The sequence below is a fragment of the Burkholderia sp. 9775_39 genome (assembly GCF_015712225.1).
GTDB lineage: Bacteria > Pseudomonadota > Gammaproteobacteria > Burkholderiales > Burkholderiaceae > Burkholderia > Burkholderia cenocepacia.
In genome coordinates this window covers 26,320-48,379 of record NZ_JACCQC010000023.1, presented here as the reverse complement: position 1 = coordinate 48,379, position 22,060 = coordinate 26,320, and the positions used below count along the sequence as shown (strand labels likewise).

Here is a 22,060-nt window from a genome sequence, read left to right as displayed (position 1 = left end):
TGCCACGGCCGATTCCGGTCCGTGGCTTTTTTTCGTCTCGACATTTTCTGTCTATCTGGAGCTATTCATGAACATCACCGATCTGCAGTCGAAGGTCATGTTGTCATCCCTCGCAATTTCCACGTGGGTTGCCCGTCGTTACGACGGGAAAGTCACCGAGGAGGTCGAGAAAAGCCACAGCGCGCGCGGTATCGGACGCTTCAATAAGCGCCTGCTCCCCGAGCACGCGCCAAGCTATGCCGAAGTGCTGTCGATCGGCAACCGGATCCGCTCGCACTACTACGGCCGGACGCTGAAGTACGACCAGCTGGGCGTGCGTCTGTTGCCGACCATGGTCTACATGGAGCTGGCCGACCGGCTGCGGGCGATGAAGGACGAGTTCGATCTCGCGGTGTCGATCTTCCTGACGAACTACCTCGACCTGAAGGAGCAGGCGAGGGAAGAGATGAACACCCTGTACAACGAGGCGGACTATCCGAGCTTGGCCGAGTTGAAGGGCAAGTTCGGCGTCAAACTGTCGGTGCTGCCGTTCCCGGACGCCAGCCAGTTCGGCGTCGACCTGCCGAGCGATGTCCTGACCACGTTGCGCACGGAGATCGACGAGCATGCGATGGCGTCGATCCAGACCGCGAACAACGACCTGGTCGGGCGCCTGTACGAGGCTGTCTCAACGATGGCCTCGCGTCTGTACGCGTCCGGCAACGTCCGACTCGACGTCGCGAATCACGTTCGCGAGTTGTGCGATTTGCTGCCGAAGCTGAATTTCAGCAACGACCCGAAGCTCGCGCACATCCTCACGGAGGCGAAGCAGCACCTCGCCGCGCACAACGGCGCCGAGCTGAAGGAGTCCAGCGTGCTGCGTTCGCAGGTGGCCACCAAGGCGACCGAAATCGAGGGATTGATGGCGGCATTCATGGGCGGCGCGCCAGCGGTGCCGCTTACCGACCAGGTCCCGGCTCCGTCGGCGACTGGACTGTCGTTCCTCGCAGCTGCATGAGGTCGCTATGGACGCACGCATCGCGAAGCAGCGCACCGCGCTGGTACTCGACCACCCGTTCATCGGCGCCTTGGCGCTTCGGCTCAAAGTCCGTGAGGATCCGAGCTGCAGGACGTTTTGGACGGACGGCGAATCGCTGGGCTACAACCCGGCGTATGCGGCGGGCCTGACCGACCTGGAGATCCGAGGCGTGCTCGCCCATGAGGTGTGGCACGTTGCGAACGGCCATTGTTGGCGGCAGGGATATCGCGATCCGGCAGGTTGGAACGAGGCGGCCGACTACGCGATCAACCCGATCGTACTGGATGCCGGCATGCAGCTTCCACGTGGTGCGCTCGTCGACCCGCGCTTCAAGGGGATGTCTGCGGAGGAAATCTACGGCAAGCGCCTGAACGATTCTCGGCAAGCGGCAAAGCAACAGGGCGGCAGCCAGCCGTCCGATCCCCAGTCGGGAGGCAAGCCGGGAAAATCGGCTGGCTCGCCGGGCGCAGACCCGTGGGATTCGGCGGATGACCGGCCGGCCGGGCCTGCCGATTCTTGCGGGGAAGTCCGGCAGTACGCCGGGCCCGATAAGGCGGCGAAGGAAGCCGAGTGGAAGGTGGCCGTGTTGCAAGCGGCGAAGGCGGCGCAGGCGTGCGGCAAGCTCGGCGGCGCGTTGCAGGCCGCCGTCGAGCAATCCGTGGCTGCGGTGGTCGACTGGCGATCGCTCCTGCATCGATTCGCGCAGGACGCGGCACCGACGGACTACACGTGGGCGCAGCCGAATCGCCGCTACCTGCATCTCGGCATGTATTTGCCGTCGTTGAGTGAGCCGCAAGTTGGTGACGCGGTGTTTGTCCGCGACGCCAGCGGTTCGGTCTGGGATGAAACGCAGGCGCAGTTCGCGGCCGAGATTCTGGCCGTTGCCGATGCGGTCCGCCCGCGGCGCTTGATCGTGATGGATTGCGACGAACGCGTGACGCAGGTCCAGGTCTTCGAGTTGGGAGATCCGGTCGAGCTCGCGCCGCTGAAAGGCGGCGGTGGCACCTCGTTTGTCGATCCGTTCCGCCGGATTAAGGGTGAGGATATCCATCCCGCGTTTCTGGTGTACCTGACCGACATGGAGGGGATGTTTCCCACCGAAGAGCCGGCATACCCGGTGCTTTGGGCGTCGACAACACCGCTCAAGCACGCTCGCCGCGCGCCGTTCGGCGAGACGATCGAAGTCGTGTGCTGAGCGGCCGCATGTCGGAGCCAATTCCTGTAATACGCCCGGTCCTAGTGACCGGGTTTTTTTTCGCCCGCGCAAACGCATGCCACCAGTCCGCAGGTCCTAAAGGGGCGAAAGCTACACGTTCTTCTAGAGCATTTCGGGTTCCCCCCATCAACCGGTTGCGTGTCGTGCGTCGTGCGGAACGCGTCGGCGCGTGCTTTCTCGGGCACGCGAAAGCTGTTCAATTTAGCCATTCTTTCGGGCCTTTCGCGGATGTGCCAGCTTGAACAATAGCTGCATGTCTGAAATTGCCGAAAATCCCTTGCTGAAGGTCGCACGGCTCGAAGAGAACGCTGTACAGCTGTTCTTCGAGTCGCTGAAGCTCATCAAACCGTACCTCGACTCCCCCAACGTCGCCGAAGTCATGATCAATTCGGCGGACAACATCTGGGTTGAGGAGCGGGGAGAAATGAGCCGGCTCGATATCGAGTTCGTCCCGGCGACGCTGAAAGGCGCCATCCACGCACTCGCGGCCTCCGTTGAGAAGTCGGCGCAGGCAGGTACGTCGCAGGGGATTATCAACGGTGGCCACAAGAATCTCCGGATCGCGACGGTCATGAAGCCGACCGCGATCGATGGGGACGCGCTCGCGATCCGGCGGCACCGTGAAACCAATCTGTCGATCAAGGATTATGCGCAGATGGGCGCGTTCTCTTTGGTCCACGCGAAGCGAAGTGTCGATCGCCCGATCTTCCCACCGGGAGTCGCGGACGAAGCTCTCGCCGAGGCCTTCACCGCGATGGTCCAACAGCGCGCCAATGTGCTCGTCGCTGGTGGTACTTCGACCGGCAAGACCACGTTCCTGAACGCGCTGAATGGCCTGATTCCCAGCGAGGAGCGAGTCATCACGATCGAGGACACGATGGAGCTGAAGGTCGACCTTCCCAACCGTGTCCGGCTGCTGTCGAACCCTGACAAGGGTGTGACGACCCAGGTCCTGGTGGCGCTATGCCTCCGGTTCCGCCCCGATCGAATCATCGTTGGCGAAGTGCGTGGAGGGGAGGCGTACGACTTCATCCAGGCGCTTAGCACCGGCCACGATGGCGGTATGGGCTCCATCCACTCGAACGATGCGCGCGGCGGTTTGAGCCGGCTCGAGAGCCTCGCGATGTTGGGTATCCCTCCCGGCAGCCGCTGGGAGCTCATCGACATGCGCAAAGCTATCGCCGATTGCTTCCACTACGTCATCCACCTTCGGCGAACCGGTGAGCTGCGCCACGTCTCCGAAGTGGTTGCGATCAAGGGCTTTCGCGACGGCGATTACGTTCTTGAGCGCGTCTTCTAATGGTCGAACGCCTATGAGTCCGTCAAAAATGACCTCGATTCCCAGCCGCGATTTTGGCATCCAAACGTTGGCTGATGCCGTTGAGCAGGGTGCCAATATCTTGATCACTGGCATTGCGTCGAGCGGTAAATCGTCGCTTCTTTGCGCACTTGCCGCGTACGTGCCTCACACCGAGCGCATGGTCGTGCTCGACGACGCGCGGACGGTGGCGGTGCTAGGCGGAGATCCCTCGACTATCCGACCTGTCCCCGTCGACGGCGGGTGCTGCTTCGTCCAGTGGGCGATCGATACGTACCCCGATCGGCTCATCGTCGACGACCTTCGCGACACGGAGGCTTCGTGGTTTGTTCGCGCCCATAGCGCGGGTCGGACTGGCGGGATGGCCTCGATGTGCGGCACAAGCGCGCGCGGGGCGCTGGCCCGCGTCGAGGTGCTGATGGTCTCAGCGACGGGGTACACCGACACCACGAGCCCGCTCGATATACGCCATGCGATATCGAGGTGCTTCTCTTATGTCATCCATATTCAACGCGAAAACGGCCGTCGCTATGTCTCGGAAGTACTCGCGGTGAAAGGGTTCAAAGACGGGGACTACGTCCTCGAACGCGTTTTCTAACCACACGGGGTTTATCGATGAAGAAGCACATTGCAATGTTGGGTTCGCTGGTCCGCAAAAAGGTGCTGGATACCAGTCATTACCTCTTCGGACGGGGCCAGCGCCTCTCAACTCTGACCGCACTACTTCTGACGTTTGCCGCACCGGCCGCGAAGGCGGTCGATCTCGGGGATCTGGGCAACGCGTCCAACTTTATTTGTTTGATTCAGGCCTACGTTAGTGGGCCGTGGCTGTTCGGAATCGGCATTGTGATGATCATCGTTGGCGCGGTCATGATCTCGAATTCGGAAAGCAACTTCGGGAAGTTTCTCTCGACCATCGTTGTTGGCTTGGGCGTCGCGTCGTGTGCGCTCCCTATCGTCAAGAACCAGCTGAAGATCAACTACACCTGTGCGTGATCAGAAGAAAGTCAGCCGGTCGCTTTCGCTGCCGCGCCAGATGGGGGGCGCCGATCGCGGCCTGGCGATTGCCAACGGCACGCTGACGACGCTGCTCTGCTACAGCAGCATGTCGCCGCTCTATCTGGTCATCGGCATCGTAGTGCACTGGGTGCTGCGCTGGCTGTCTTCAAGCGATCCGTGGTGGAAGGAAGTGTTGGTTGTCTACAACCGGTATCCGGACGTGCACGAGCCGCTGCCTACCGCCGATTTCGCCGCCCGATTTCGGCGGCCATATGGATTTGATCAGGAGCTCCCCCTGTGAGTGCGAACCCGAAACGACGAGGGATTCAGGAAATCGCGCCGTGGGCCACGATGGTGACCCCCGAAGTCATTCTGGACAAGGACGGGTCGCTGCTGACGCTGTACACGTTCGAGGGCGTGGATGCGGATAGCCCCAATTCAGACGAAATCTCGGCCGCGCGAGACAACCTCGACCACGCCTGCAAGAACTTCGATCACCGTATCACGGCGTGGTGGCGCATGTCGCATCGACGTGTTCGGGGCGAGATCGGAGGCCAGTTCGCGTCGGAGATGGATCAGCGGGTCGACGCGATCAATCAGCGGAGCGTCGGGAGCGGAAAGTACTTCCGCAACACGCACTCGCTTGCGCTCGCGTACACGCCCGAGACGGGGATCAACAAGCTGTTCGAGAAGATCGCCTATCACATCACCGTGGGTGGCAAGTCGGTCCCGATTGCGTTGCTCGAGACCATCAAGGATATGGTGTTTTCGCGCAGCGCATTCGTGTTCGACATGGAGCGCATCACCTCGGATATCAAGCGCTTCGAAGGGATCCTGGACGCGTTCAAGGGCGGGGTAGCGCGCCTCAAGATGAAGCGGCTCCAGCTGCAGAACGCGCTGGCATTCCTTCATCAGACCGCCAATCCGTCAGTTCCTCCGCGGCGTGTGCGCTATCCCGTAACGATGCTCGATACGCACCTGACGGAAAGCTTCGTGACATACGGTGCCGAGCACATCATGTTCGAATCCGCCTATGGGACACGGTACGCCAAGATCATCGCAGTGAAGGAATGGATGGGGTTCCAGGAGGCCGCACTCGACGTGCTCGCCGACGTCGACGCGGAGTTCGACATGTGCGTCATGTTTCGATTCCTGTCGACCAGCAAAGCACAGGCGTACATCGAGAAGATGCGCAAGTTCTATAAGGTCGCAGCGTTTAGCCCTGTGAAGATCCTGAAGAGCTTCTTCTCGAAGGATGAGAAGAAGGAAAGCATGGAGAACGAGAAAGGCCGTGAGATCCTGGCCGAAGAGGCGGAAACCGCGCTTGCGCGCCTGATCGCGGACGGGCAGCAGTACGGCTTCGTGAACATCTCGGTAGTGGTCTATGGGAACACGATCGACGAGTGCGACGACAACGCACGCGAGATCGTCGGCCGCATCGGCAATGCCGGTTTCGGGGTGTTGATCGAGAAGCGCAACCTGCCTGCAGCCTGGGCGTCGACGCTGCCTGGTCGATGGGATCAGCAAAAGCGTCTGCAGTTCGTTGAAACCCCGGTGGTATCGGACATTGCACCGGTGCGCGGCGTGGCGGAAGGCAGCGACGTCAACCAATGGCTCACCCAGCAGCTAGGGCGAAAGGTCGGCCCGCTCACGCTGCTCCCGACTCGCCACCGGACGTTGCAGCGCATCACGTTGCACGATCCGAGCGGGAAGTCGCACGTGCTGATCGTCGGCCCGATCGGCGCCGGCAAAACGATCTTTCTCAATTTTCTGGTTTCGCAGACGGGGCGCTTCGCGCCGCGGCGGATCAAGTTCGACAAGAATCGTTCGACTCGTATTCCGACCATGTTCGCCGACGGCAAGTTCGTCGATGCAACAGGCAAGTTCGCGGCTGCGACGCAGGTCAATCCCCTCTCGATGTTGGTCGACCCGCGGCACTACACCTATGTGTCGGGCTGGGTTCAAATGGCAATCGAGGGCGACGGCGAGGATTTCCGTTGCACCCCGCAACAGGAGCGAACGATCTACGAACGCGTCGTCACGCTCGCGGAGGGGTATGGCCCGGAGTTCTGGACGCTGTCGTTCCTGACCACGCTGCTGCCTGTAGAGCTGCGCGAGCGCCTTCAGATCTGGACGAAAGGCGAGAAGAACGGACGATTCTTTGACCACGTCGAAGACGCGTTCTCCCTGTCCGACGACCTGGCGATCGAGATGGGCGAGCTGTTCGAAAGCTATCCAGTGGCCGCCGCGCTGTTCATGGATTACGCGTTCTACCGCATCTCGCAATGGCTGGATGGCAAGCGCGTAACGATCATCGAGGTCGAGGAGTGCGGCTTCTTCTTCCGGTATCCGCGCTTCTATGCGCGCTTGGAGATGTGGGCCGTCACGATTCGCGGGCTGAACGGGACGCTCGTCATGGCGACTCAGTCGCTGAGCCAGCTCGAGCGCGTGCCGAACTTCGAGATCTTGAAGGAGAACATCCAGAACTTCTTCTTCCTGCCGAACCGTGACGCGCGCAACAACAAGCGTCTCTATCGCGACGTATTCGGGCTTACCGACGACCAGATCGACATGATCAGCGATGGCATTCCCAACCGCGATTACCTGTGGGTCACGCCCGATCACTCACGGATGCTGCAGGCGAAGTTTCCGAAGGAAGCACTCGCGATCCTGCGCGCGGATGGCGCGGCGCAGCGCACGCTCGACAAGCATCTCGCGACCGGCTCGCCGACCTGGCGCGAGGACTATCTGCAGGAAATGGCCACCGTCGACTGACAGGAACCCGATGAAGATCACACTGACCTCCACCCAGCGCGCGCGTTACCGCGACATCTTCGACCTGACCGCGGACGAAATCGGCAGAATCGCCATTGGGACGCCGACCCGTGTCCGGTTGCACGTGAATCGGGGCGAGCCGGCCCGCTCGTTGTCGAGATCGCGGCATGACGTTTCCACCACGCCGTGCGCTGCCAGTACGGCACTTCGAACCCTCGACTGAAAGGTCTCCCGATGAAATTCTTGCCGACTCTGCGCGCCGCGGCGTTCGCGGCTTCTTTCTTCGCCGCTCAGCACGCGTCAGCGCTGGAAGTGTTTGACCCGATGAACTTCGCGCAGAACGTGATCTCGGCGGCGAAGGCCGTCAAGGGTGAGATCTACCAGAACACCAACATCCTCTATCAGTACCAGATGATGGTGAACGACTTGCTGCAGGCGCAGAACCTGAATCCGGCCGCATGGAAAGCGGCGTATGACCAGATCACGGGGGACATCAACAAGGTGAAGGGGTTGGTCGGCACGCTACAGGGGCTCTATGGCGACCTGAAGAAGGGTGGTGAATGGGTCACCCAGGTGCAGGGGCTGATCAGCCGGTCGGGGAAGTCAAACGCGCAGTGGTTCTCCGACATGAACACGTTGTACCAACAGAACGACAAAGTCGCGCGGAACCTGTTCCAGATGGGCTCGAACATCATGGAGCACACGAACGAGATGGCGCAACGGCGACAGGAGCTGCAATCGCAGCTGTCGATGTCACCGACGCAGCAGGCGACGGCGGAGATCACGACGCACTACCTCGACATCGTGACCAGCCAGAACGCGGACATTCTCCAGCTCAATGCGGCCAAAGCGCAGAAGGACGCTCAGAAGGACGCGCAACAGGCGGAGGACGACAAGGAAAAGGCCGCAGACGCGGAGAAGTTCATTTCCAAGCAACAGGCTGAACGAGCCGCCTACGGGATCAACTCGCAATGAAGCGCAGCATGATGCGTCACTTGCTGCTCGGCAGTCTGCTGCTCGGCGCGGTCGTGCTGCCCACGGTAGCGCGGGCAGCGCTGCAGGATACGCTGACTCAGCTGGGGACAACGGGCTGGAGCTCGAGCTACGTTGTGGGTGAAGTCGCGAAGGGCGCGATGGCCGCAATCGAAGAGATCACGAAGCTGATGAAGGATCTGATCGATCTCGCAGTGACGCTCAGCAAGTCGCTTGACAAGGATTCGGACAAGATGGCCGGCGGCCTTGCGATCATCACCGTTACCGTGGCATTTCTCCGTTTCGCGGCGACGAAGGACCCCGTGGCAGCTTGGGGCAGCGTGTTCGAAGACCTCGCCATTCTCGGGATCTTCGCGTCCGTTTATCTCGCCTACGGTACGTGGGCGCCCGGATTCTACAAGTGGTTCAACGACATGGCGATCGCCGTCTCGGGGACCGACGCGCAATCTCTGCCGATGGCAATGGTGAAGTCGGCAGGGGCGATATTCGATGCGATCAACGAAGCGCTCAAGGCAGAGCACTGGTGGAACTACGTCGCTCTGGTGATCAACCTCATTCCGCTACTGGCAGCGTGGTTCATTCTGATGGTCGCGTCGCTGGTGTTTCTGTTCTACATCTCGCTCGGCACGATCCAGATGGCTGTTGCGATCGTGATGGGGAAGATCGCCTTCGCGCTCGGCATGTCCGAGTTTACGCGCGGATGGTTTAAGAGCTGGCTCGATTTCACGATCGGCGCAGGCATGTACATGGTTGTTGCCGCGATTCTCCAGCGGCTGATGACCACCACGCTTGCGACGACATTCGGGAACACGATCTCGAAGGGGCTGACGACGCCGTACTCGGGCTCGCTGACGCTCGACCTTTCGATCTTCGTGTTGATCCTCGCTTTCGAGATTCCGAAGTTTGCCTCGATGTTCGGTGGCGGTGCCAACGCAAGCGGTGCGGCGTTCAAGAGCCTGACGAAACTCGCGACGAAGGGCATGGTTTGATGAGCGACGCCCGACTTTTTGCACCGGTCGACGCGGCTGAGCTTGTGAGCCGCAACGAGCGGCGTATCGAGCTGATCGCTCAATGCGCGAACGAGTCGTCGCGCGCGGAGTTCGATCGGAAGTGGATGGTGCTCATCCGGCGCTGTGCGGAGTGGTTTTCGTCCGTGCCGTTCGGCCCGGATCTGTACCGAGAGCCTTCCGGTGCATTCCGCTGGACGGTAGAAACGGCGTTCTATGCCATGCGGCTGGCGGGCGGGCTGAAGTTCGGCACGAACTTGACGTCGGAGCGTCGGCGGCGCATCGAGCCGCAGTACAACTTCGGTGTGTTCCTTGCCGCGATTTGTTCAGGACTGGACGAGCCGTACCGGCACTTCGACGTGGAGCGAGCGACGGACTGCCAGGTCTGGAACCCGGCCGTTCACGGCGCGGTCGGGCCGTGGCTCGCGGGCGCGAGCTATCGTATGGCGCGGCGGGCGACGGCGCTACCGGTGGAACGGATGCGCACTGGCATGTTGGCGCATGCGTTGGTTGGCACGGAGTTGCTGTCCGGCCTCGATGCTGAGGTGCAGGCGGAGATCTTCGGAGCGATCAACCCCACGCAGAGCCCGACGGGCGGTGTCGAATCACTAACGCACAAGGTCGTGCGGCAGGCGGTCGCGACTGCGGCAGAGTTCGACCGGAAGGCGCAACGGGCGGTATTTGAGCCCGTGACGTTTGCGGTCCCGTCGGCGATCCATGTGGCCGCCGAACTAGAACCTAAAGTCGAGCCGGCGACGCCGGCGGCCGCACCTGCGTCTGCGCCGGCACCGGCCGAGCACGTGACCGCGGATCCGTCGACGGCGGCCGCCGTTGCTGGAGGTAGCGCCTCGACCGGCCAGGCATCGCCGCCCTCGTCCGACTCGGAAGGCGCGACGCCGCGTGCGGTTCCGCCGCCGTCAATGCAGGGGTCACCGAAGGGGCCCGATGAACGGCAGATGGCGCTCGAGCTTCCGCCACTAGCGGCGCTCAATCTCGCTGAGATTCGACGCGAGCCGATTGCGGCGCCGGCCACGCCGGCAGCGGACCGATTTGACGAAATCCTGAAGGGCGCTCCGCGGATGATTTCCGATTTTTTTGCAGCGCTGCAGCAGGACGTCGCCGGCGGCAAGGCCAAGGTGCGGTGGGCTGAAAAGGGGCTCGTGGTGCCGAAGCGCACGATTGGCGGATACGGCGTCGCGAGCGACACGCTGATCGAGCATATGCGCAGGCGCAACCTGCTTCTTGCCAATGACCCGACCGAGGTGACGTTGGCGCGACGCATTGGCGAACTGATCCTGGAGCGTGGCGCATGAGGGGCTACATCAACCACTTTCGGCCGATCTACGAGGTACGCGCGACATTCGGTTGGCTGATTGCACTCTTTGCACTGCCGCTCTCGGGCATGCCGTACGGCGGGGCCTTCGCGCTGGTCGCTCTCGTGTTGTTCGCGTTCCGGTCGGGGCAAGTTTGGCGCGCGCTCAAGTTTCGGATGGGGTTGTCGACGAAATGGCTGACGACGCTGGCCGTGCCCACGTTGCTCGCGATCCAGACCCGCATGCGTGCCGAAGTGAACGCGATGTATCTCGGCACCGGGTTCGAATGGACGCAAAAGCACTGTCAGATGGCCCACGACATTTTGCGGATGCCAACCACCGAGATTCCTGGGCTGCCGAAGTGGTTGCCCAAGACGAAGGCCGGACGCGCGTTCGAGGAGATGATCGAGAACCTCTTTGCGCCGAAGGACAGTATCCGGGACCGGACGCCGCAAGGTGCATCGTGGATTCACGGCCTAGAGCCCGCGAAAGGCCACGTGCCGTTCCACTACAAGGCGATGGGCGGCCATACAGCGGTCGGCGGCACGACTGGCTCCGGCAAGACGCGGACGTACGAAGTCATCTCCACGCAGGTCATCCACTGCGGTGACGTGCTGATCGACATCGATCCGAAGAACGACGAGGAGTGGAAGGCACGCACCGAGCGCGAAGCCAAGCGTACTGGTCGAAAGTTCCTCTATTTCAATCAGGCCAAGCCGTCCGAGTCGATCCGTCTCGAGCCGCTCGATAGCTGGTCCCAGCCGTCCGAAATTCCGAGCCGCATTGCGCAGCTGATGGAGGAAGGGCCATTCCGGGATTTCGCCTACCTGTTCATCAGCCGATCGGTGAACGGCGAACTGTACATCGGCGACAAGCCGAACCTGCGCTCGATCCTGAAGTATGCGCAGCTCGGGATTGACCCGCTCCTCGAGAAGGCGCTCAAGCGCTTCTTCATCGAGAGCGGGCTGACCGACTGGGAGGAACTGGTAACAGCCGACACGGTCAAGTTCGCGAACAAGCCGGGCTCGACCAAGGTCGACGCGATGATCTCGCTTTACCAGGCTCGGTTCGGTGCAATCGACCGGGGGCACGAAGCGATCGACGGCCTGATCGCGACGCACGTGCACGACCGCGAGCACTACATGCGGATCATCGCGTCGGCACTGCCGCTGCTGCAGATGCTCGCCACCGGGGAAACCGGCCTGATGCTGGCGCCGAAGGTCGACGACTTCGAGGACGAACGCGAGATCTGGACGATCGAGAAGGTGATTCGCCAGAAGGCCGTCCTTCACATTGGGCTCGATTCGCTGTCCAACAGCATTGTCGCAAAGGCCATCGCGTCGATGATCCTGGCCGACGTCTCGGCGGTGTGCGGTTCGATCTACAACTTCTACGACACGCCCCCTGAGGTCGTGTTGATCATCGACGAGATTGCGGAGGCGATCAACGAGCAGGTGATCCAGATCCTAAACAAGGGCCGCGGCGCGGGCTTCAAGGCGTTCGTGGCGTTCCAGACCCGTGCCGACCTCGAGGCCAAGCTGGGGAATGCCGCCAAAATGCTGCAGGTTTTGGGGAACCTGAACAATCAGATCATCTTACGCTTGGAAGACACCGACACGGCTGAGTGGTTCTCGAAGAAGGTGGGGGATACCGCGATTCGCAACCTGATCGTCTCGAGCAGTACGAGCAAGGCCAGCGAAGGCCACGTCGGCGAGTTCACCGGTTCGGTGACGCGGTCGCAGCAGCTGGAGGCAGTGCCGTTGATTCCGACCCGCCTGATACAGACCCTTCCGAACCTGCAGTACTTCATGCGGATATCGGGCGGCGCGGTGTACCAGGGACGTATTCCAATTCTTACAGGCTAAACAACCAAGCATGTCAGCCGTATTCAAAAAAATCATTCGCGAGCACAAACTTTCCGCCCACCTGACACCGGTGTTCACCTTCGCGCCCGAGCTCGAGCTCGTATGTACGCGTGTCGCAGAGTTCGTCGGTGAGCACTTCATCGGCAAGGCGGAGCCGCTCGTCAAGGAGATGTTCGTGGACGGCCTTGCAGCTTTCAAGCGCGTGCGCAAGACCGGCGATCCGCATGTCGCGTTCATGCAAGGCCTGTTCGGGTCGGCACACATGCTGTATGCGCGCCGCTTTGTCGTGCGCGATGGCGATCGCTGCCATGTCTGGTCGCCGATGTTCGAGCCGGTAACGGCGTTCGAATCCCGGTTCAAGCTGGCACCGGAGATGGTGGACGAGCGGTGTCCGGAGAACATCAGCCAGAAGTCGGCCGCATTCCAGCTGGCCGCTCGTGCGCTGACCGGTGAGACCTTCAGACTCTACTTCGAGGAATACGATGTCGCTCACACATTTTCTGATTCGGACGCTCACGCGGCTTGATGACCATACCGTGAGCCGAGTGATCTCGACTGCGGCTGCGCAAGATGAGCCGACAGCTCAGCCTCCGGGGGAATTTCGGAGGGGCCGAAACGCGATGGCGTATGCGCTGGCGACCTTCATTGGCAGGAGCCCTGTCCGGTTTTACGTGGGGCTGTCCGGTCTGATTGCGTTGCCGATCTACCTGGTCGGCACGCTTGTCGGGGACTTCTATGGCTGGTAGCCGGTTTGTCGGGCACATCAAAATGTGGTTCTTTTTCGTGCCTCTTCTGTCCGTTGCACTCATGCCGGCAGTACCCGACCCGTCGCTGTTCGAGATCCCTGATGCAGAGGCCGCGTCTGTGGCCAACAGCCTCGGCGAGGTCCGGACAGCGGATGCCATTGAGGCTACAAACCGAACGTTCAAGCACTACTTCATCGAGACCGGTCTGGTGCAGGCATCGATCGAGTCGACGGGCGAGTCCCAGATTGAGGATGGCGGAGTGGCAAACTTTGCCAGCCGGTGGGTCCACAATTTCTGGCGTCTCGTTTACCGCATGGTGTATCGGCTCACCGTGATGAAGTACTGGCTGCTGGGTGTGCTGGTGTTTGGGATTGCAATGTTCATCGACGGGACAGTGCGCCGCAAGGTCAGGGCTGCGGCGGCCGGCTACGTCAGCCCGCTGTCATTCCACCTGGCCGGCCACGGCATATTGCTGGTGTTCGGCGTGACGTTCACTGTGCTTGTCGCGCCAATTCCCCTCCTCGCGCCATATTGGCTCGCGATCGCGGCGTGCCTGGGCGCGCTGCTCTGGAAAGCGGCATCGTCGTATCAATGACCGCGGAAAGCTACGGCATTTCGTATAGCTTTTTGCCTTTATGCCCGCAACCGGTTGAGCGCCGCTTCGTCTACGGAGCCGAGAAAAGCCTATTGAAACAGATGACGTTTCCACCGATTCGGTGTGCCTGCCCGGGCCACAATGAATCATGGTCTTCGGTCCTCGGAAAGCTCGACTCCCCGTAGAGCTTTCGGCCTTGCCCCCTCTCCCCCGGAGGGGGCTTTTTTTTGTCCGGCGCTGGGCCGGACGCTGCGAAAGGCGCGCGAAATCGTTCACGTTTCGGGCGCGTATCGCGGCACAGGCCCGCAAGAATAGACGCAAGCCGCACGTGCGGTCAGTCAACCAGAAAGGATCCACATGAGCACGATCAACGAAGAAGCGCACGTCGGCACCGAAACTGCGGACGTGGCGGCCGACCACGCAGCTGCAAGCGAACTGCCGGGCAGCGGCGTGCAGGCAGCGACCGGAGAGCTGGCCGAGAACGATGTCCGGCAGACAACGGACGGCGCGGACGATGGAGATGTTGAGCGCGAACTCGACGAGATGGAGCGATCGGCCGGCATCCTCCAGCGCGAAGGGCTGATCAGCGCCGAGGAAGCAGTCACCAAGCTGGAAGAAGTCGCTCGCACGCGTACGCTGTTCCGCGACCTGCCGCCTGAGCAGCGCGCACGGATCGTTCAGCGCCGTCGCGAGATCGGGCGCGAACTGATGAGCAAGCAGCTGTCCGGCGCCGCCGTCGTGACCGCTCGGGTCACGATGAAGCATACGCGGCTGAAGCCGCTTTTCGAGCAATGGTGGCCGTACCTGAACCGGATGACGATCAACATGCAGCGCTTCGGCCGCGCGACCTACGGCGCGAACGAGCAGGGGATCGTCAGCACGTGGTTCGAAAAGCAGCTGGACCAACTGGAAGGGTACGTGAACGAGCAGCTCGACGTGGCGAAGGGTTTCCGGGAAAAAACGGAAACCGAGATGCGCGCGCGCGGCGAGACGGTATTCGAGCCCACCGTGACGAAGCCCTCTCTCGATATCGAGGTCGAAGCATACTCGCGGTTCTCGATGCGCCTGCTTTCCGTGATACTGAAATTCGACCAGGTGATGGATCACTTCGACTTCCTGGTCTGGAACGGCATTCGTGACCAGTCCGACGTCGACGATGAGACCGTACGATTCTTGCGCAAGTTCCATCCGGTCGGCCTGCGCGGCTACACGACCCACCTGAAGCTGATGAATACTGTTCGCGGTAGCTGATCTGGAAGGCCAGTGCCATGCTCGACGAGTTGAATCCGCAACAGCGCGAGGTGGCACTTCTGCGCCGCCACTGCCTCGCGATCGCGTGCCCGGGCGCGGGCAAGACCAAGATGAGTGCCACGAAGGCCGCCTGGCGGCTGCAGGATCCGGCCGCGATGGTGGGTGCCGTGACCTTCAGCAAGGACGCGGCCGTCGAGCTGCGCGAGCGCATTCTTGCGTTGGCGCCGCCAGATGCCAAACGCCGCCTGATCGCCGGCACCTTCCACTCACTCGCATACAAACAGCTCCAGCAGCCCGGTCGCGGTCGACCGGACATCGCTTCGGACGGGGATCGTCTGGGAATGCTCGGACGGGTGCTCGCGGAGCTGGGATTCGACTGGAAGGTCGAGGAGGCGGTGCCGATCGTCGAGCGGATCAAGACGAACTTCGGGCGGGCCGATGAGGGTTCGGCCGAGGCCGCGCTCTATACCGCCTACCAGGAAGCGCTGGAACGCAATGGCAAGATCGACTTCCAGGATATGTTGCGCCTCGCCGTCGAGCGGATGCAGAGCGGGGAGATAAAACCCTATCGGTTCACCGACCTGCTCGTCGATGAGTTTCAGGATACGGACCCGTTGCAGTTCCGTTGGGTCGAGCTGCACGCGCGCGCCGGCACACACGTTACGGTAGTGGGTGACGACGACCAGAGCATTTACGGGTTCCGAGCCGCACTGGGTTTCCGGGGAATGGAGACCTTCGCGAGCACGTTTGAGGCACAACGCGTGGTGCTCGGGAGCAACTATCGCTGCCGGGCGGAGATCTTGGCGGCCGCGGATCGGGTGATCCAGAACAACATCGACCGGATGCCGAAGGTCCTCCATGCGGCGCGCGGCGCCGGCGGCGCGGTCGCGGCGCGTCGATTCGTCGACGAGTACGAGGACGCGGTAGCCGCGGTTGAGGCGCTTCAACCGAAACTGGCTGCCGGCGCGAGCTGCGCAATTCTCGCCCGTACCAACCGGATCCTCGATCCGATCGAATCCGTATGCCGATCGCAATGCGTACCGTACTACAGAGCGTCGGGCGGGTCCGTGCTCAACAAGCCGCAGGCCGCGCTGATGTGCAATCTGCTGCAGGTTGTCGAGGGCCATAAGCAGAACGGTATCGACGCTGTCTTGGGCTACATGGGCATGAGTTCCTACGACCTCGGTGCGTTGCACAAACGCATGGGCACGGCTTTCGTTCAGCTGCAAAAGCAGGAGCTGGTCGGGCTCGGGCTGCGAGAGGACACCGCGACAGCATACCGGGCCTTCATGAAGCGACTGGGCGAGTGGCAAGCGCTTTGCCAGCGATCGTTCCATTCGCTCGCGCTCGAAGGCGTCTACGAGTGGATGATGACGTATGCCAAGGGCGACGTCGCGATCCGGGCGATCCAGTGCATCTACGACGTGGTGAGCCGCCTCAACGGCTCGTTTACCGAGCGCATTGAGTTTTTGAAGCGGGACAACAACAAGCCGGGCGACGGCGTCCTGGTGCTGACGACGATGCACAGTTCGAAGGGGCTGGAGTACGACCACGTCTGGATCAGCCGATCGGAGGAGGGCGTGGTGCCGGACGACAAGAGCCCGGAGTCGGAGGAGCGGCGCTTGTTCTACGTCGCGATGACGCGGGCTCGCGACAGTCTCACCATCTCGTCGATCAAGAAGAACGCGGTGTCGCGGTTTGTGATCGAGTCCGGAATTGAACAGAAATCGACCGCCTGAGGCGGCCAGATTTGGGCGGTAGCAAACCAGTGAGCGCTCTGGTTTGCCAAGACGAAGATCTGAATCTGACGCTCTATGTCGTCGTTTTTGCGTTGTTCGTTTGGGCTACCGCGTGCCGAAGGCTCCACACTTCAATTGCTAAACAGCCGATGACGAGCGGGACCGAGGTGATCAGTAGGTAAGTAACGACCGCGATCGGCGCTTGAAGTAACCAGATGTCCGCGACACCTTCGTTGCCCCCCGCTAGCCTGTAGGCAACGAAATGGACGACCGTCCCAATCGCTTCCGTCGTGGGATTGCCAGGCGATCCCCACAAGAAAGCTAGACCGCTGACCGCAAGGGACGCGGAAGCAGACAGCGAGGATATTGAGATCGCCATAGGAACGCATTGCTGAAAAACCGCGCCAAGACGTCTGAGAGTTTTGGTCATGATGTCGGAAGCGCCGTGGTGTTGGTGTTGTCGGCGAGCTGCGCACCTGTCGTCGGCGCCTCGATGACGAGGTCTCGCGGCACACGCTTGAGCTGCCCATTGAGCGCAGCTTTCGGACCGAGTCTGATCGTTCCGCAATAGAACACATTCCCGTTCACTCGGCCGTTGATCTCGAGCGTGTCGCGCGCGTGAACGTCACCCTCAACGGTACCGTCGATTCGCACGAGCTCGCCCTGCACCTGACCTTTCACGATTCCGCCGGCGCCGATGTGTAGCAGGCCGGCGGTTGAGATGATATCGCCGTTTGCGATGGCGAAGACGCTCAAACCGTGGTCGAGAATCATCGTGCCCTCGACGACCAGACCGCGAGCAAGGATTGTCACGTTGACCGGTTGCGCTTTCATAGGAGACCTCTTAGAACAGGGGAACGTCGCCAGCCTTGGCAGGCGCGCCGGATTTCGGGGTGTGCTCGGGCCTCGCCGCATCGATCCGTGTGTCCGGAGCGGACGCTTCGGCGATGGCCGCGTCCTGGCGCTGACGAGCGGGTGTTCGGTGGGCCCGGTGAGCGACGGCCCTCGGTTGAGCGGCCGGTGAGACAGTCGGCGCAGATACGGCGGGCGCTGATGCGGCTGCGGGGACAGCCTGGGCCGGCGCGGTTGGTGCTGGTAGTTGGCCAGCAGCTGGACCGGCAGCGGCATGAGCCACTCGAATCGGGGATGCAGCAGCCTTTGCCGGATCCAGCGGGGCGGCCGACGTTGATTGCTTCGTCAGGGTCGGCGAGCCGAGCGCCTCCGACGCACGCAACGCGTCGGCATCGACGCGGGGCTGGGTGGCTGCGGCACGCCCTGCCGGCTCGTCGAAGTCGGCGCTGGTGAGCGGCGGCTTCGATCCGTTCGGTATCGAGGCCGCGCCGACGTGTTCCGGCGTGGTACCAGTGAGCTGCGACGTCGCCGGATCGATGTGTGCAGCCGCTTGCGGCGCATGAAGGGAGCGCCAGAGTTTCGAGGTACACACTCCCGCGACGGCGGCGCCCAGCGCCAGAGCGACGACGATGGCAGCGGGCCGGCCGAACCGCCGGCCGGTCGACGCGAGATGCGCGGACACCAGCGGTCGTGGCGATTCATGCCGGTCGGGGGCCGGGAGCGCTCGTATATGGCTATTGATGTCGATGACGACAGGTTGCGACGAGTATTGGGCGTGCAACGCCTGGATCTCTCGAATGTCCAAAATGTGCTCCGTGGTTGATCGAGACGTCGCAACGTCGTTCGAAGGTGCGACAGGCTCAGGACGAGCTTATTCTCCGGACGACAATGTCAAAGTCTGGCCTGATTGCAGAAGCGAAGTCGTCAGTCGCGAACGGTGCCGTCGCCGTCGTACCGATCGTTGTCCGGAATGCACACGGTTCTGACGTGCAAAATCCGGCCCTCGGCGTTTTTTAGGATGTTGGCGCGGTCCTGCGGCGTAATCTTTTCGGCGAGCTGCGCCTCCATCGACGCCGTGAAAAGGCGGTCGTACTGGGTCAGGCACCGCACCAGCAGACCGGCGAGTGGCCTCGTCACTTTCAGTTCGATCTGTTCGTACGGGAACGTCAGGGACCGCGCGTTGTGTCGTTCGACCCAAGTCGTCGCTTTTCGCATCCAGTCCGCTGTGTCTCTCAGTGCGGTTTCGAGCGCCCGGACCTTGCCACCGCGGGCAACCGAGATCTTGGCTGCGCAGAAGTTGTAGTCACTTCGAATGAACGTGCGGGCGAAGACTGAACTGTAGTGCAGGATGGTGACCGCGTCGGAATCCGGCACGATCTTGTCGATGCGGCTGTCGCTTGTTAGGCGCTGGATCGGCTTCAATCCTGTCGACGTGGCGAGGCGAACCGCCTGGTCGGCGGTTGGTGTTTCGTTTTGCGTGGGCGTGTCAGGCTGCCCGCGCCCTTCGTGCGGTGGTTCGAGAACGGCAGACATGATTTTTTCGGGTGGTCTCTCTCATTGACAATTCTGAGCGAGTCGCCAGAGGCGCGTACCGGCAAAAGCGTGGCTGTTTTCGCGAGCTTTTCGGGGATTGCGTGGCGGAATAATCGCGATACTGACTCTACTTCTCGCGTCCCTGACGCATCGACCTTGACTTCGCTGGCCGAAGTCCATCTTTTGTACAAGCCGTGCCAATGGGCATGCTCCGACTGGTTGGCAACCAGTGTGGAATTCCTTTCTGATGAGCGCCTCGCCCGCGCTCCCCATTTCAGTCATGAAACTCGTTGCTGGCCGCATTCATTTGCGCCGCGACGTCGTTCGAGCCCGGACAACGGGTGTCTCTCTCCAGGCCTCTGTCTGGGTAGAACGACTGTAGTCGACTGAGCCGTGAACCTGCGTCGGAATGGCACTTCCGAAAATGGGCTGTAGCGCAGCGTGACCATGCTGTGCGAGGACGACCTAACGTCCTCTATATGAGCCGACCGGCTCCCTGAGCACCACGTCCCCGGAAGGGACGTGGTGCTTGGGTCATTTATTCGAATCCACGAAGCGCGTTCCTCCACCGAGGAACGCGCTTTTTTTTCGTCGTTTTTTTTCCGTCCCGGAGGTCCCTGTGCTTCCCAATCGCCTCAATTCCCGGATTGCCGACGTGATCAGCCAAACGATCGCGGAGGAAAGGTCGGCTACCGACACGACGTCACCCGCCTGGCGGGAGCGTTGCGAGGTAGCGCAAGTCGCGATGTTCACTGACTCCGACCGCCGGATTTTTCTGTCCAGTATCGCTCACCGCCGCGGAGAGGCGGTTGCCAATGCGCTCGAGCAATCAGCGGACGCGTTGCGCACCCAGGCGATCATCAAACTTGCGAGGAAACTCTCATGAATGCAGTTGTCAGTATGGTAGGCGGCCCCATACGGAGCGTCGTCGAAGAACGGACGATGCGCCCGCCCGTGATCGGGAAGATCCGGCCCGGCATCAAGGTCCTGACGTCGGCCGCCCGGGGCAATCCGGATGCGGTTGCGCTGTACGAAGAGATGGTGGCCGCCGGCGACTCGTTCGAGACGATCGGCAAGGCGATCGAATCCCGTTGTCGGCTTAAGCATGCGCTGGCACCGCGCAACACCGATCACTTCACCTGCCGTCGCTCGGACTTCAACAATCCGGACGTGGCTGACGAGATTCTCCGCCTCTACGGTGAGGATCGCGGGCAGGGCGTCAGGCTCTATCGCTTCCCGGTGCTGTTCGCCTTCAACGACTGGATGCAAAACATCCCGAACGAGATGGCGGCGTGGGGCGCAAGCGGTCGCAAGTACTTCTCGCAGTACGGGCCGGATGGTCTGCGGTATTGCAAGACGTACGCGAAGGTCGAGCGCGATCGGCATGCGCAACGTGCGACTCGCCATTTCGGCGGCCGCGACGTGATTTTCCGTCAGGACGACGCGATCCCGGATGGCATCTGCAACCCCGAGCAATGCCCGCAGTACCAAAGCCGCCAATGCAACCTCGGTGCCCAGTTCATCTTCGCCATTCCCGATATCAAGGGACTGGGTTTCATTGAACTTCCGACGAACTCAATCTACGTGCTGCAGAAAGCATACGCGGCGATGAAGACGGTTCAGCTGGCCCGGGGCAAGCTGACGGGCACTCGGTTTTGGATCTCGAAGCGGGAATTCGACATCACGCGGATCAACGAGGCGGGCGAGGCGGTGCGTCAACCGCAGATGCTGACCGTGCTCGACGCGGATATCGACATCGGGGCCCTGCTCGACGGCGCGGAAGACGTGCCGTTGGCGATCGAGGTCGCTGGATTGCCCACGCCGGCAGATGCGGGCAGCACCGTGATTCAGCTTCACCCGGCAGAGGGCGAAACCCACGCCAGGGGCGCTGATCAGGTTGAACCCGGCGAGGGCCCGCCCGAGTCGATCGAAGAGAAGCGTCACCGCATGCAGGACCTGCTGCAGCGGCTCCGCTTCGATGACGACGAGCAGCGCAAGGCGTTTCGTGTCTACGGTCACTTTCGATTCGGCCGAGGCTGGGCCGAACGCCCTGCCGACGTCGACAAGATGGTCACGCGGCTGACGACGGCATTGGAGGACCCGACTTCGCTTCAACGCGAAATCGGTGCGGCTGTCGAATCGTTCCACAACGGCTAAATGACACCCCTTTCGCCGGCCCTTCGGGGCCGGTGTCTTTTTCCTCACGTCACCGCCCCGAGAGTCCTTCAGCAAAGTGATTTGCTCAAGTGCTTTCGACAGCGTGGCTCACGCATCGAAATCGTCCGCGCAAGCGGCCATCTTTTGACCCTTCCCTCTGGAGGATTCCATGCGCCGGATTGGCAACATTACGGCGTTCTTTGGCGCCGCCGACGTGTTCAGCAATTGGCACCCGTGCAGCTTCACGTTCCACGAAGTGAAGTTCAACTGTGTTGAGCAGTTCATGATGTATGCGAAGGCAATGCTGTTCGACGATCACGTGACCGCGGAAGCGATCCTCGCGTCGACGTCGCCACGCGAACAGAAGCGGCTCGGGCGGTCGGTGCGCGGTTTCGACGAGCAACGTTGGATCGAAGCGCGCGAAAAGATCATGTTCGTCGGCTGTCGAGAGAAGTTTCGACAAAACGAAGCCTTCGCTATCGCGCTGCTCGCAACGGGGACCTCGGTCCTGGTTGAGGCGAGTCCGTATGACCGCATCTGGGGCATCGGGCTCGTTGAGCACGACCCGCGTATCGCCGACCCGTCGGCCTGGTTGGGATTGAACCTGCTTGGCAACGCCCTGATGCGTGTACGGGACGTGCTGTCTCGGTCGTGATTTCCCTTCTTGCGCCGTGTAGCGGCGC

Annotated in this window: 22 protein-coding genes; 19 read left to right on the top strand and 3 right to left on the bottom strand. The window is 61.7% G+C overall.

Annotated elements, in window-relative coordinates:
• Positions 1-67: 67 nt before the first annotated feature.
• From H0X90_RS26525 to H0X90_RS26450, 16 genes are all read left to right on the top strand, one after another.
• On the top strand, positions 68-997 hold the full coding sequence (locus H0X90_RS26525; RefSeq protein ID WP_196438271.1) for a hypothetical protein: 930 nt from the start codon (positions 68-70) through the stop codon (positions 995-997).
• Positions 998-1,004: 7 nt separating this feature from the next.
• Positions 1,005-2,213 (top strand): VWA-like domain-containing protein, encoded by a 1,209-nt coding sequence (locus H0X90_RS26520; RefSeq protein WP_196438270.1) that lies wholly within the window; start codon positions 1,005-1,007, stop codon positions 2,211-2,213.
• 274 nt (positions 2,214-2,487) lie between these two features.
• On the top strand, positions 2,488-3,534 hold the full coding sequence (locus H0X90_RS26515; RefSeq protein ID WP_196438269.1) for a CpaF family protein: 1,047 nt from the start codon (positions 2,488-2,490) through the stop codon (positions 3,532-3,534).
• 28 nt (positions 3,535-3,562) lie between these two features.
• The gene (locus H0X90_RS26510; protein WP_196438268.1) at positions 3,563-4,150 is read left to right on the top strand and encodes an ATPase, T2SS/T4P/T4SS family; all 588 of its coding nucleotides are present in this window, start codon (positions 3,563-3,565) and stop codon (positions 4,148-4,150) included.
• A gap of 17 nt (positions 4,151-4,167) precedes the next feature.
• A complete protein-coding gene (locus tag H0X90_RS26505) occupies positions 4,168-4,548 on the top strand; it encodes a TrbC/VirB2 family protein (protein WP_196438267.1) in 381 nt (126 codons plus the stop codon).
• Positions 4,541-4,852, top strand: coding sequence for a VirB3 family type IV secretion system protein (locus tag H0X90_RS26500; RefSeq protein WP_196438266.1), 312 nt, complete (start codon positions 4,541-4,543; stop codon positions 4,850-4,852). The genes H0X90_RS26505 and H0X90_RS26500 overlap by 8 nt, the downstream gene beginning before the upstream one ends.
• Positions 4,849-7,326 (top strand): VirB4 family type IV secretion system protein, encoded by a 2,478-nt coding sequence (locus tag H0X90_RS26495; protein WP_196438265.1) that lies wholly within the window; start codon positions 4,849-4,851, stop codon positions 7,324-7,326. Before H0X90_RS26500 ends, H0X90_RS26495 begins: the two co-directional genes overlap by 4 nt.
• A gap of 10 nt (positions 7,327-7,336) precedes the next feature.
• Positions 7,337-7,549, top strand: a complete 213-nt coding sequence (locus H0X90_RS26490) for a hypothetical protein (RefSeq protein ID WP_196438264.1) — start codon at positions 7,337-7,339, stop codon at positions 7,547-7,549.
• An 11-nt stretch (positions 7,550-7,560) separates the two neighbouring features.
• Complete coding sequence (locus H0X90_RS26485) at positions 7,561-8,301, top strand: type VI secretion protein (protein ID WP_196438263.1); 741 nt, start codon at positions 7,561-7,563, stop codon at positions 8,299-8,301.
• Entirely contained in the window at positions 8,298-9,308 is a 1,011-nt protein-coding gene (locus tag H0X90_RS26480; protein WP_196438262.1) for a type IV secretion system protein, read from the top strand. Before H0X90_RS26485 ends, H0X90_RS26480 begins: the two co-directional genes overlap by 4 nt.
• Positions 9,308-10,639, top strand: coding sequence for a TraI domain-containing protein (locus H0X90_RS26475; RefSeq protein ID WP_196438261.1), 1,332 nt, complete (start codon positions 9,308-9,310; stop codon positions 10,637-10,639). The genes H0X90_RS26480 and H0X90_RS26475 overlap by 1 nt, the downstream gene beginning before the upstream one ends.
• The gene (gene traD / locus H0X90_RS26470) at positions 10,636-12,504 is read left to right on the top strand and encodes a conjugative transfer system coupling protein TraD (RefSeq protein WP_196438260.1); all 1,869 of its coding nucleotides are present in this window, start codon (positions 10,636-10,638) and stop codon (positions 12,502-12,504) included. The genes H0X90_RS26475 and traD overlap by 4 nt, the downstream gene beginning before the upstream one ends.
• A 10-nt stretch (positions 12,505-12,514) precedes the next feature.
• Complete coding sequence (locus tag H0X90_RS26465) at positions 12,515-13,030, top strand: hypothetical protein (RefSeq protein WP_196438259.1); 516 nt, start codon at positions 12,515-12,517, stop codon at positions 13,028-13,030.
• A gap of 209 nt (positions 13,031-13,239) precedes the next feature.
• On the top strand, positions 13,240-13,845 hold the full coding sequence (locus H0X90_RS26460; protein WP_175977065.1) for a DUF4400 domain-containing protein: 606 nt from the start codon (positions 13,240-13,242) through the stop codon (positions 13,843-13,845).
• A 357-nt stretch (positions 13,846-14,202) separates the two neighbouring features.
• The gene (locus H0X90_RS26455) at positions 14,203-15,096 is read left to right on the top strand and encodes an ATPase (RefSeq protein ID WP_196438258.1); all 894 of its coding nucleotides are present in this window, start codon (positions 14,203-14,205) and stop codon (positions 15,094-15,096) included.
• A gap of 17 nt (positions 15,097-15,113) precedes the next feature.
• Complete coding sequence (locus H0X90_RS26450; RefSeq protein ID WP_196438257.1) at positions 15,114-16,835, top strand: ATP-dependent helicase; 1,722 nt, start codon at positions 15,114-15,116, stop codon at positions 16,833-16,835.
• 426 nt (positions 16,836-17,261) lie between these two features.
• Here H0X90_RS26450 and H0X90_RS26445 read toward each other — a convergent pair whose 3' ends face one another.
• From H0X90_RS26445 to H0X90_RS26435, 3 genes are all read right to left on the bottom strand, one after another.
• Positions 17,262-17,669 (bottom strand): polymer-forming cytoskeletal protein, encoded by a 408-nt coding sequence (locus tag H0X90_RS26445; RefSeq protein ID WP_124680419.1) that lies wholly within the window; start codon positions 17,667-17,669, stop codon positions 17,262-17,264.
• A 10-nt stretch (positions 17,670-17,679) separates the two neighbouring features.
• On the bottom strand, positions 17,680-18,492 hold the full coding sequence (locus H0X90_RS26440; protein WP_196438256.1) for a hypothetical protein: 813 nt from the start codon (positions 18,490-18,492) through the stop codon (positions 17,680-17,682).
• Positions 18,493-18,611: 119 nt separating this feature from the next.
• Positions 18,612-19,220, bottom strand: a complete 609-nt coding sequence (locus H0X90_RS26435) for an AcaB family transcriptional regulator (RefSeq protein ID WP_196438255.1) — start codon at positions 19,218-19,220, stop codon at positions 18,612-18,614.
• Between the two features lie 619 nt (positions 19,221-19,839).
• Here H0X90_RS26435 and H0X90_RS26430 point away from each other — a divergent pair.
• The 3 genes from H0X90_RS26430 (at position 19,840) to H0X90_RS26420 (ending at position 22,032) form a co-directional block, all read left to right on the top strand.
• Positions 19,840-20,106: a hypothetical protein gene (locus tag H0X90_RS26430; RefSeq protein ID WP_124680417.1), complete on the top strand. Its 267-nt coding sequence runs from the start codon at positions 19,840-19,842 to the stop codon at positions 20,104-20,106.
• A complete protein-coding gene (locus tag H0X90_RS26425) occupies positions 20,103-21,377 on the top strand; it encodes a hypothetical protein (RefSeq protein WP_196438254.1) in 1,275 nt (424 codons plus the stop codon). Before H0X90_RS26430 ends, H0X90_RS26425 begins: the two co-directional genes overlap by 4 nt.
• A 169-nt stretch (positions 21,378-21,546) precedes the next feature.
• Complete coding sequence (locus tag H0X90_RS26420) at positions 21,547-22,032, top strand: NADAR family protein (RefSeq protein ID WP_196438253.1); 486 nt, start codon at positions 21,547-21,549, stop codon at positions 22,030-22,032.
• Positions 22,033-22,060: the final 28 nt, after the last annotated feature.

Bases quoted from the DNA above. Each gene is read 5' to 3' on its own strand.
- H0X90_RS26525 (WP_196438271.1), top strand. From the start codon at position 68: ATGAACATCACCGATCTGCAGTCGAAGGTCATGTTGTCATCCCTCGCA.
- H0X90_RS26520 (WP_196438270.1), top strand. From the start codon at position 1,005: ATGGACGCACGCATCGCGAAGCAGCGCACCGCGCTGGTACTCGACCAC.
- H0X90_RS26515 (WP_196438269.1), top strand. From the start codon at position 2,488: ATGTCTGAAATTGCCGAAAATCCCTTGCTGAAGGTCGCACGGCTCGAA.
- H0X90_RS26510 (WP_196438268.1), top strand. From the start codon at position 3,563: ATGACCTCGATTCCCAGCCGCGATTTTGGCATCCAAACGTTGGCTGAT.
- H0X90_RS26505 (WP_196438267.1), top strand. From the start codon at position 4,168: ATGAAGAAGCACATTGCAATGTTGGGTTCGCTGGTCCGCAAAAAGGTG.
- H0X90_RS26490 (WP_196438264.1), top strand. From the start codon at position 7,337: ATGAAGATCACACTGACCTCCACCCAGCGCGCGCGTTACCGCGACATC.
- H0X90_RS26485 (WP_196438263.1), top strand. From the start codon at position 7,561: ATGAAATTCTTGCCGACTCTGCGCGCCGCGGCGTTCGCGGCTTCTTTC.
- H0X90_RS26480 (WP_196438262.1), top strand. From the start codon at position 8,298: ATGAAGCGCAGCATGATGCGTCACTTGCTGCTCGGCAGTCTGCTGCTC.
- H0X90_RS26475 (WP_196438261.1), top strand. From the start codon at position 9,308: ATGAGCGACGCCCGACTTTTTGCACCGGTCGACGCGGCTGAGCTTGTG.
- traD (WP_196438260.1), top strand. From the start codon at position 10,636: ATGAGGGGCTACATCAACCACTTTCGGCCGATCTACGAGGTACGCGCG.
- H0X90_RS26465 (WP_196438259.1), top strand. From the start codon at position 12,515: ATGTCAGCCGTATTCAAAAAAATCATTCGCGAGCACAAACTTTCCGCC.
- H0X90_RS26460 (WP_175977065.1), top strand. From the start codon at position 13,240: ATGGCTGGTAGCCGGTTTGTCGGGCACATCAAAATGTGGTTCTTTTTC.
- H0X90_RS26455 (WP_196438258.1), top strand. From the start codon at position 14,203: ATGAGCACGATCAACGAAGAAGCGCACGTCGGCACCGAAACTGCGGAC.
- H0X90_RS26450 (WP_196438257.1), top strand. From the start codon at position 15,114: ATGCTCGACGAGTTGAATCCGCAACAGCGCGAGGTGGCACTTCTGCGC.
- H0X90_RS26445 (WP_124680419.1), bottom strand. From the start codon at position 17,669: ATGAAAGCGCAACCGGTCAACGTGACAATCCTTGCTCGCGGTCTGGTC.
- H0X90_RS26435 (WP_196438255.1), bottom strand. From the start codon at position 19,220: ATGTCTGCCGTTCTCGAACCACCGCACGAAGGGCGCGGGCAGCCTGAC.
- H0X90_RS26425 (WP_196438254.1), top strand. From the start codon at position 20,103: ATGAATGCAGTTGTCAGTATGGTAGGCGGCCCCATACGGAGCGTCGTC.
- H0X90_RS26420 (WP_196438253.1), top strand. From the start codon at position 21,547: ATGCGCCGGATTGGCAACATTACGGCGTTCTTTGGCGCCGCCGACGTG.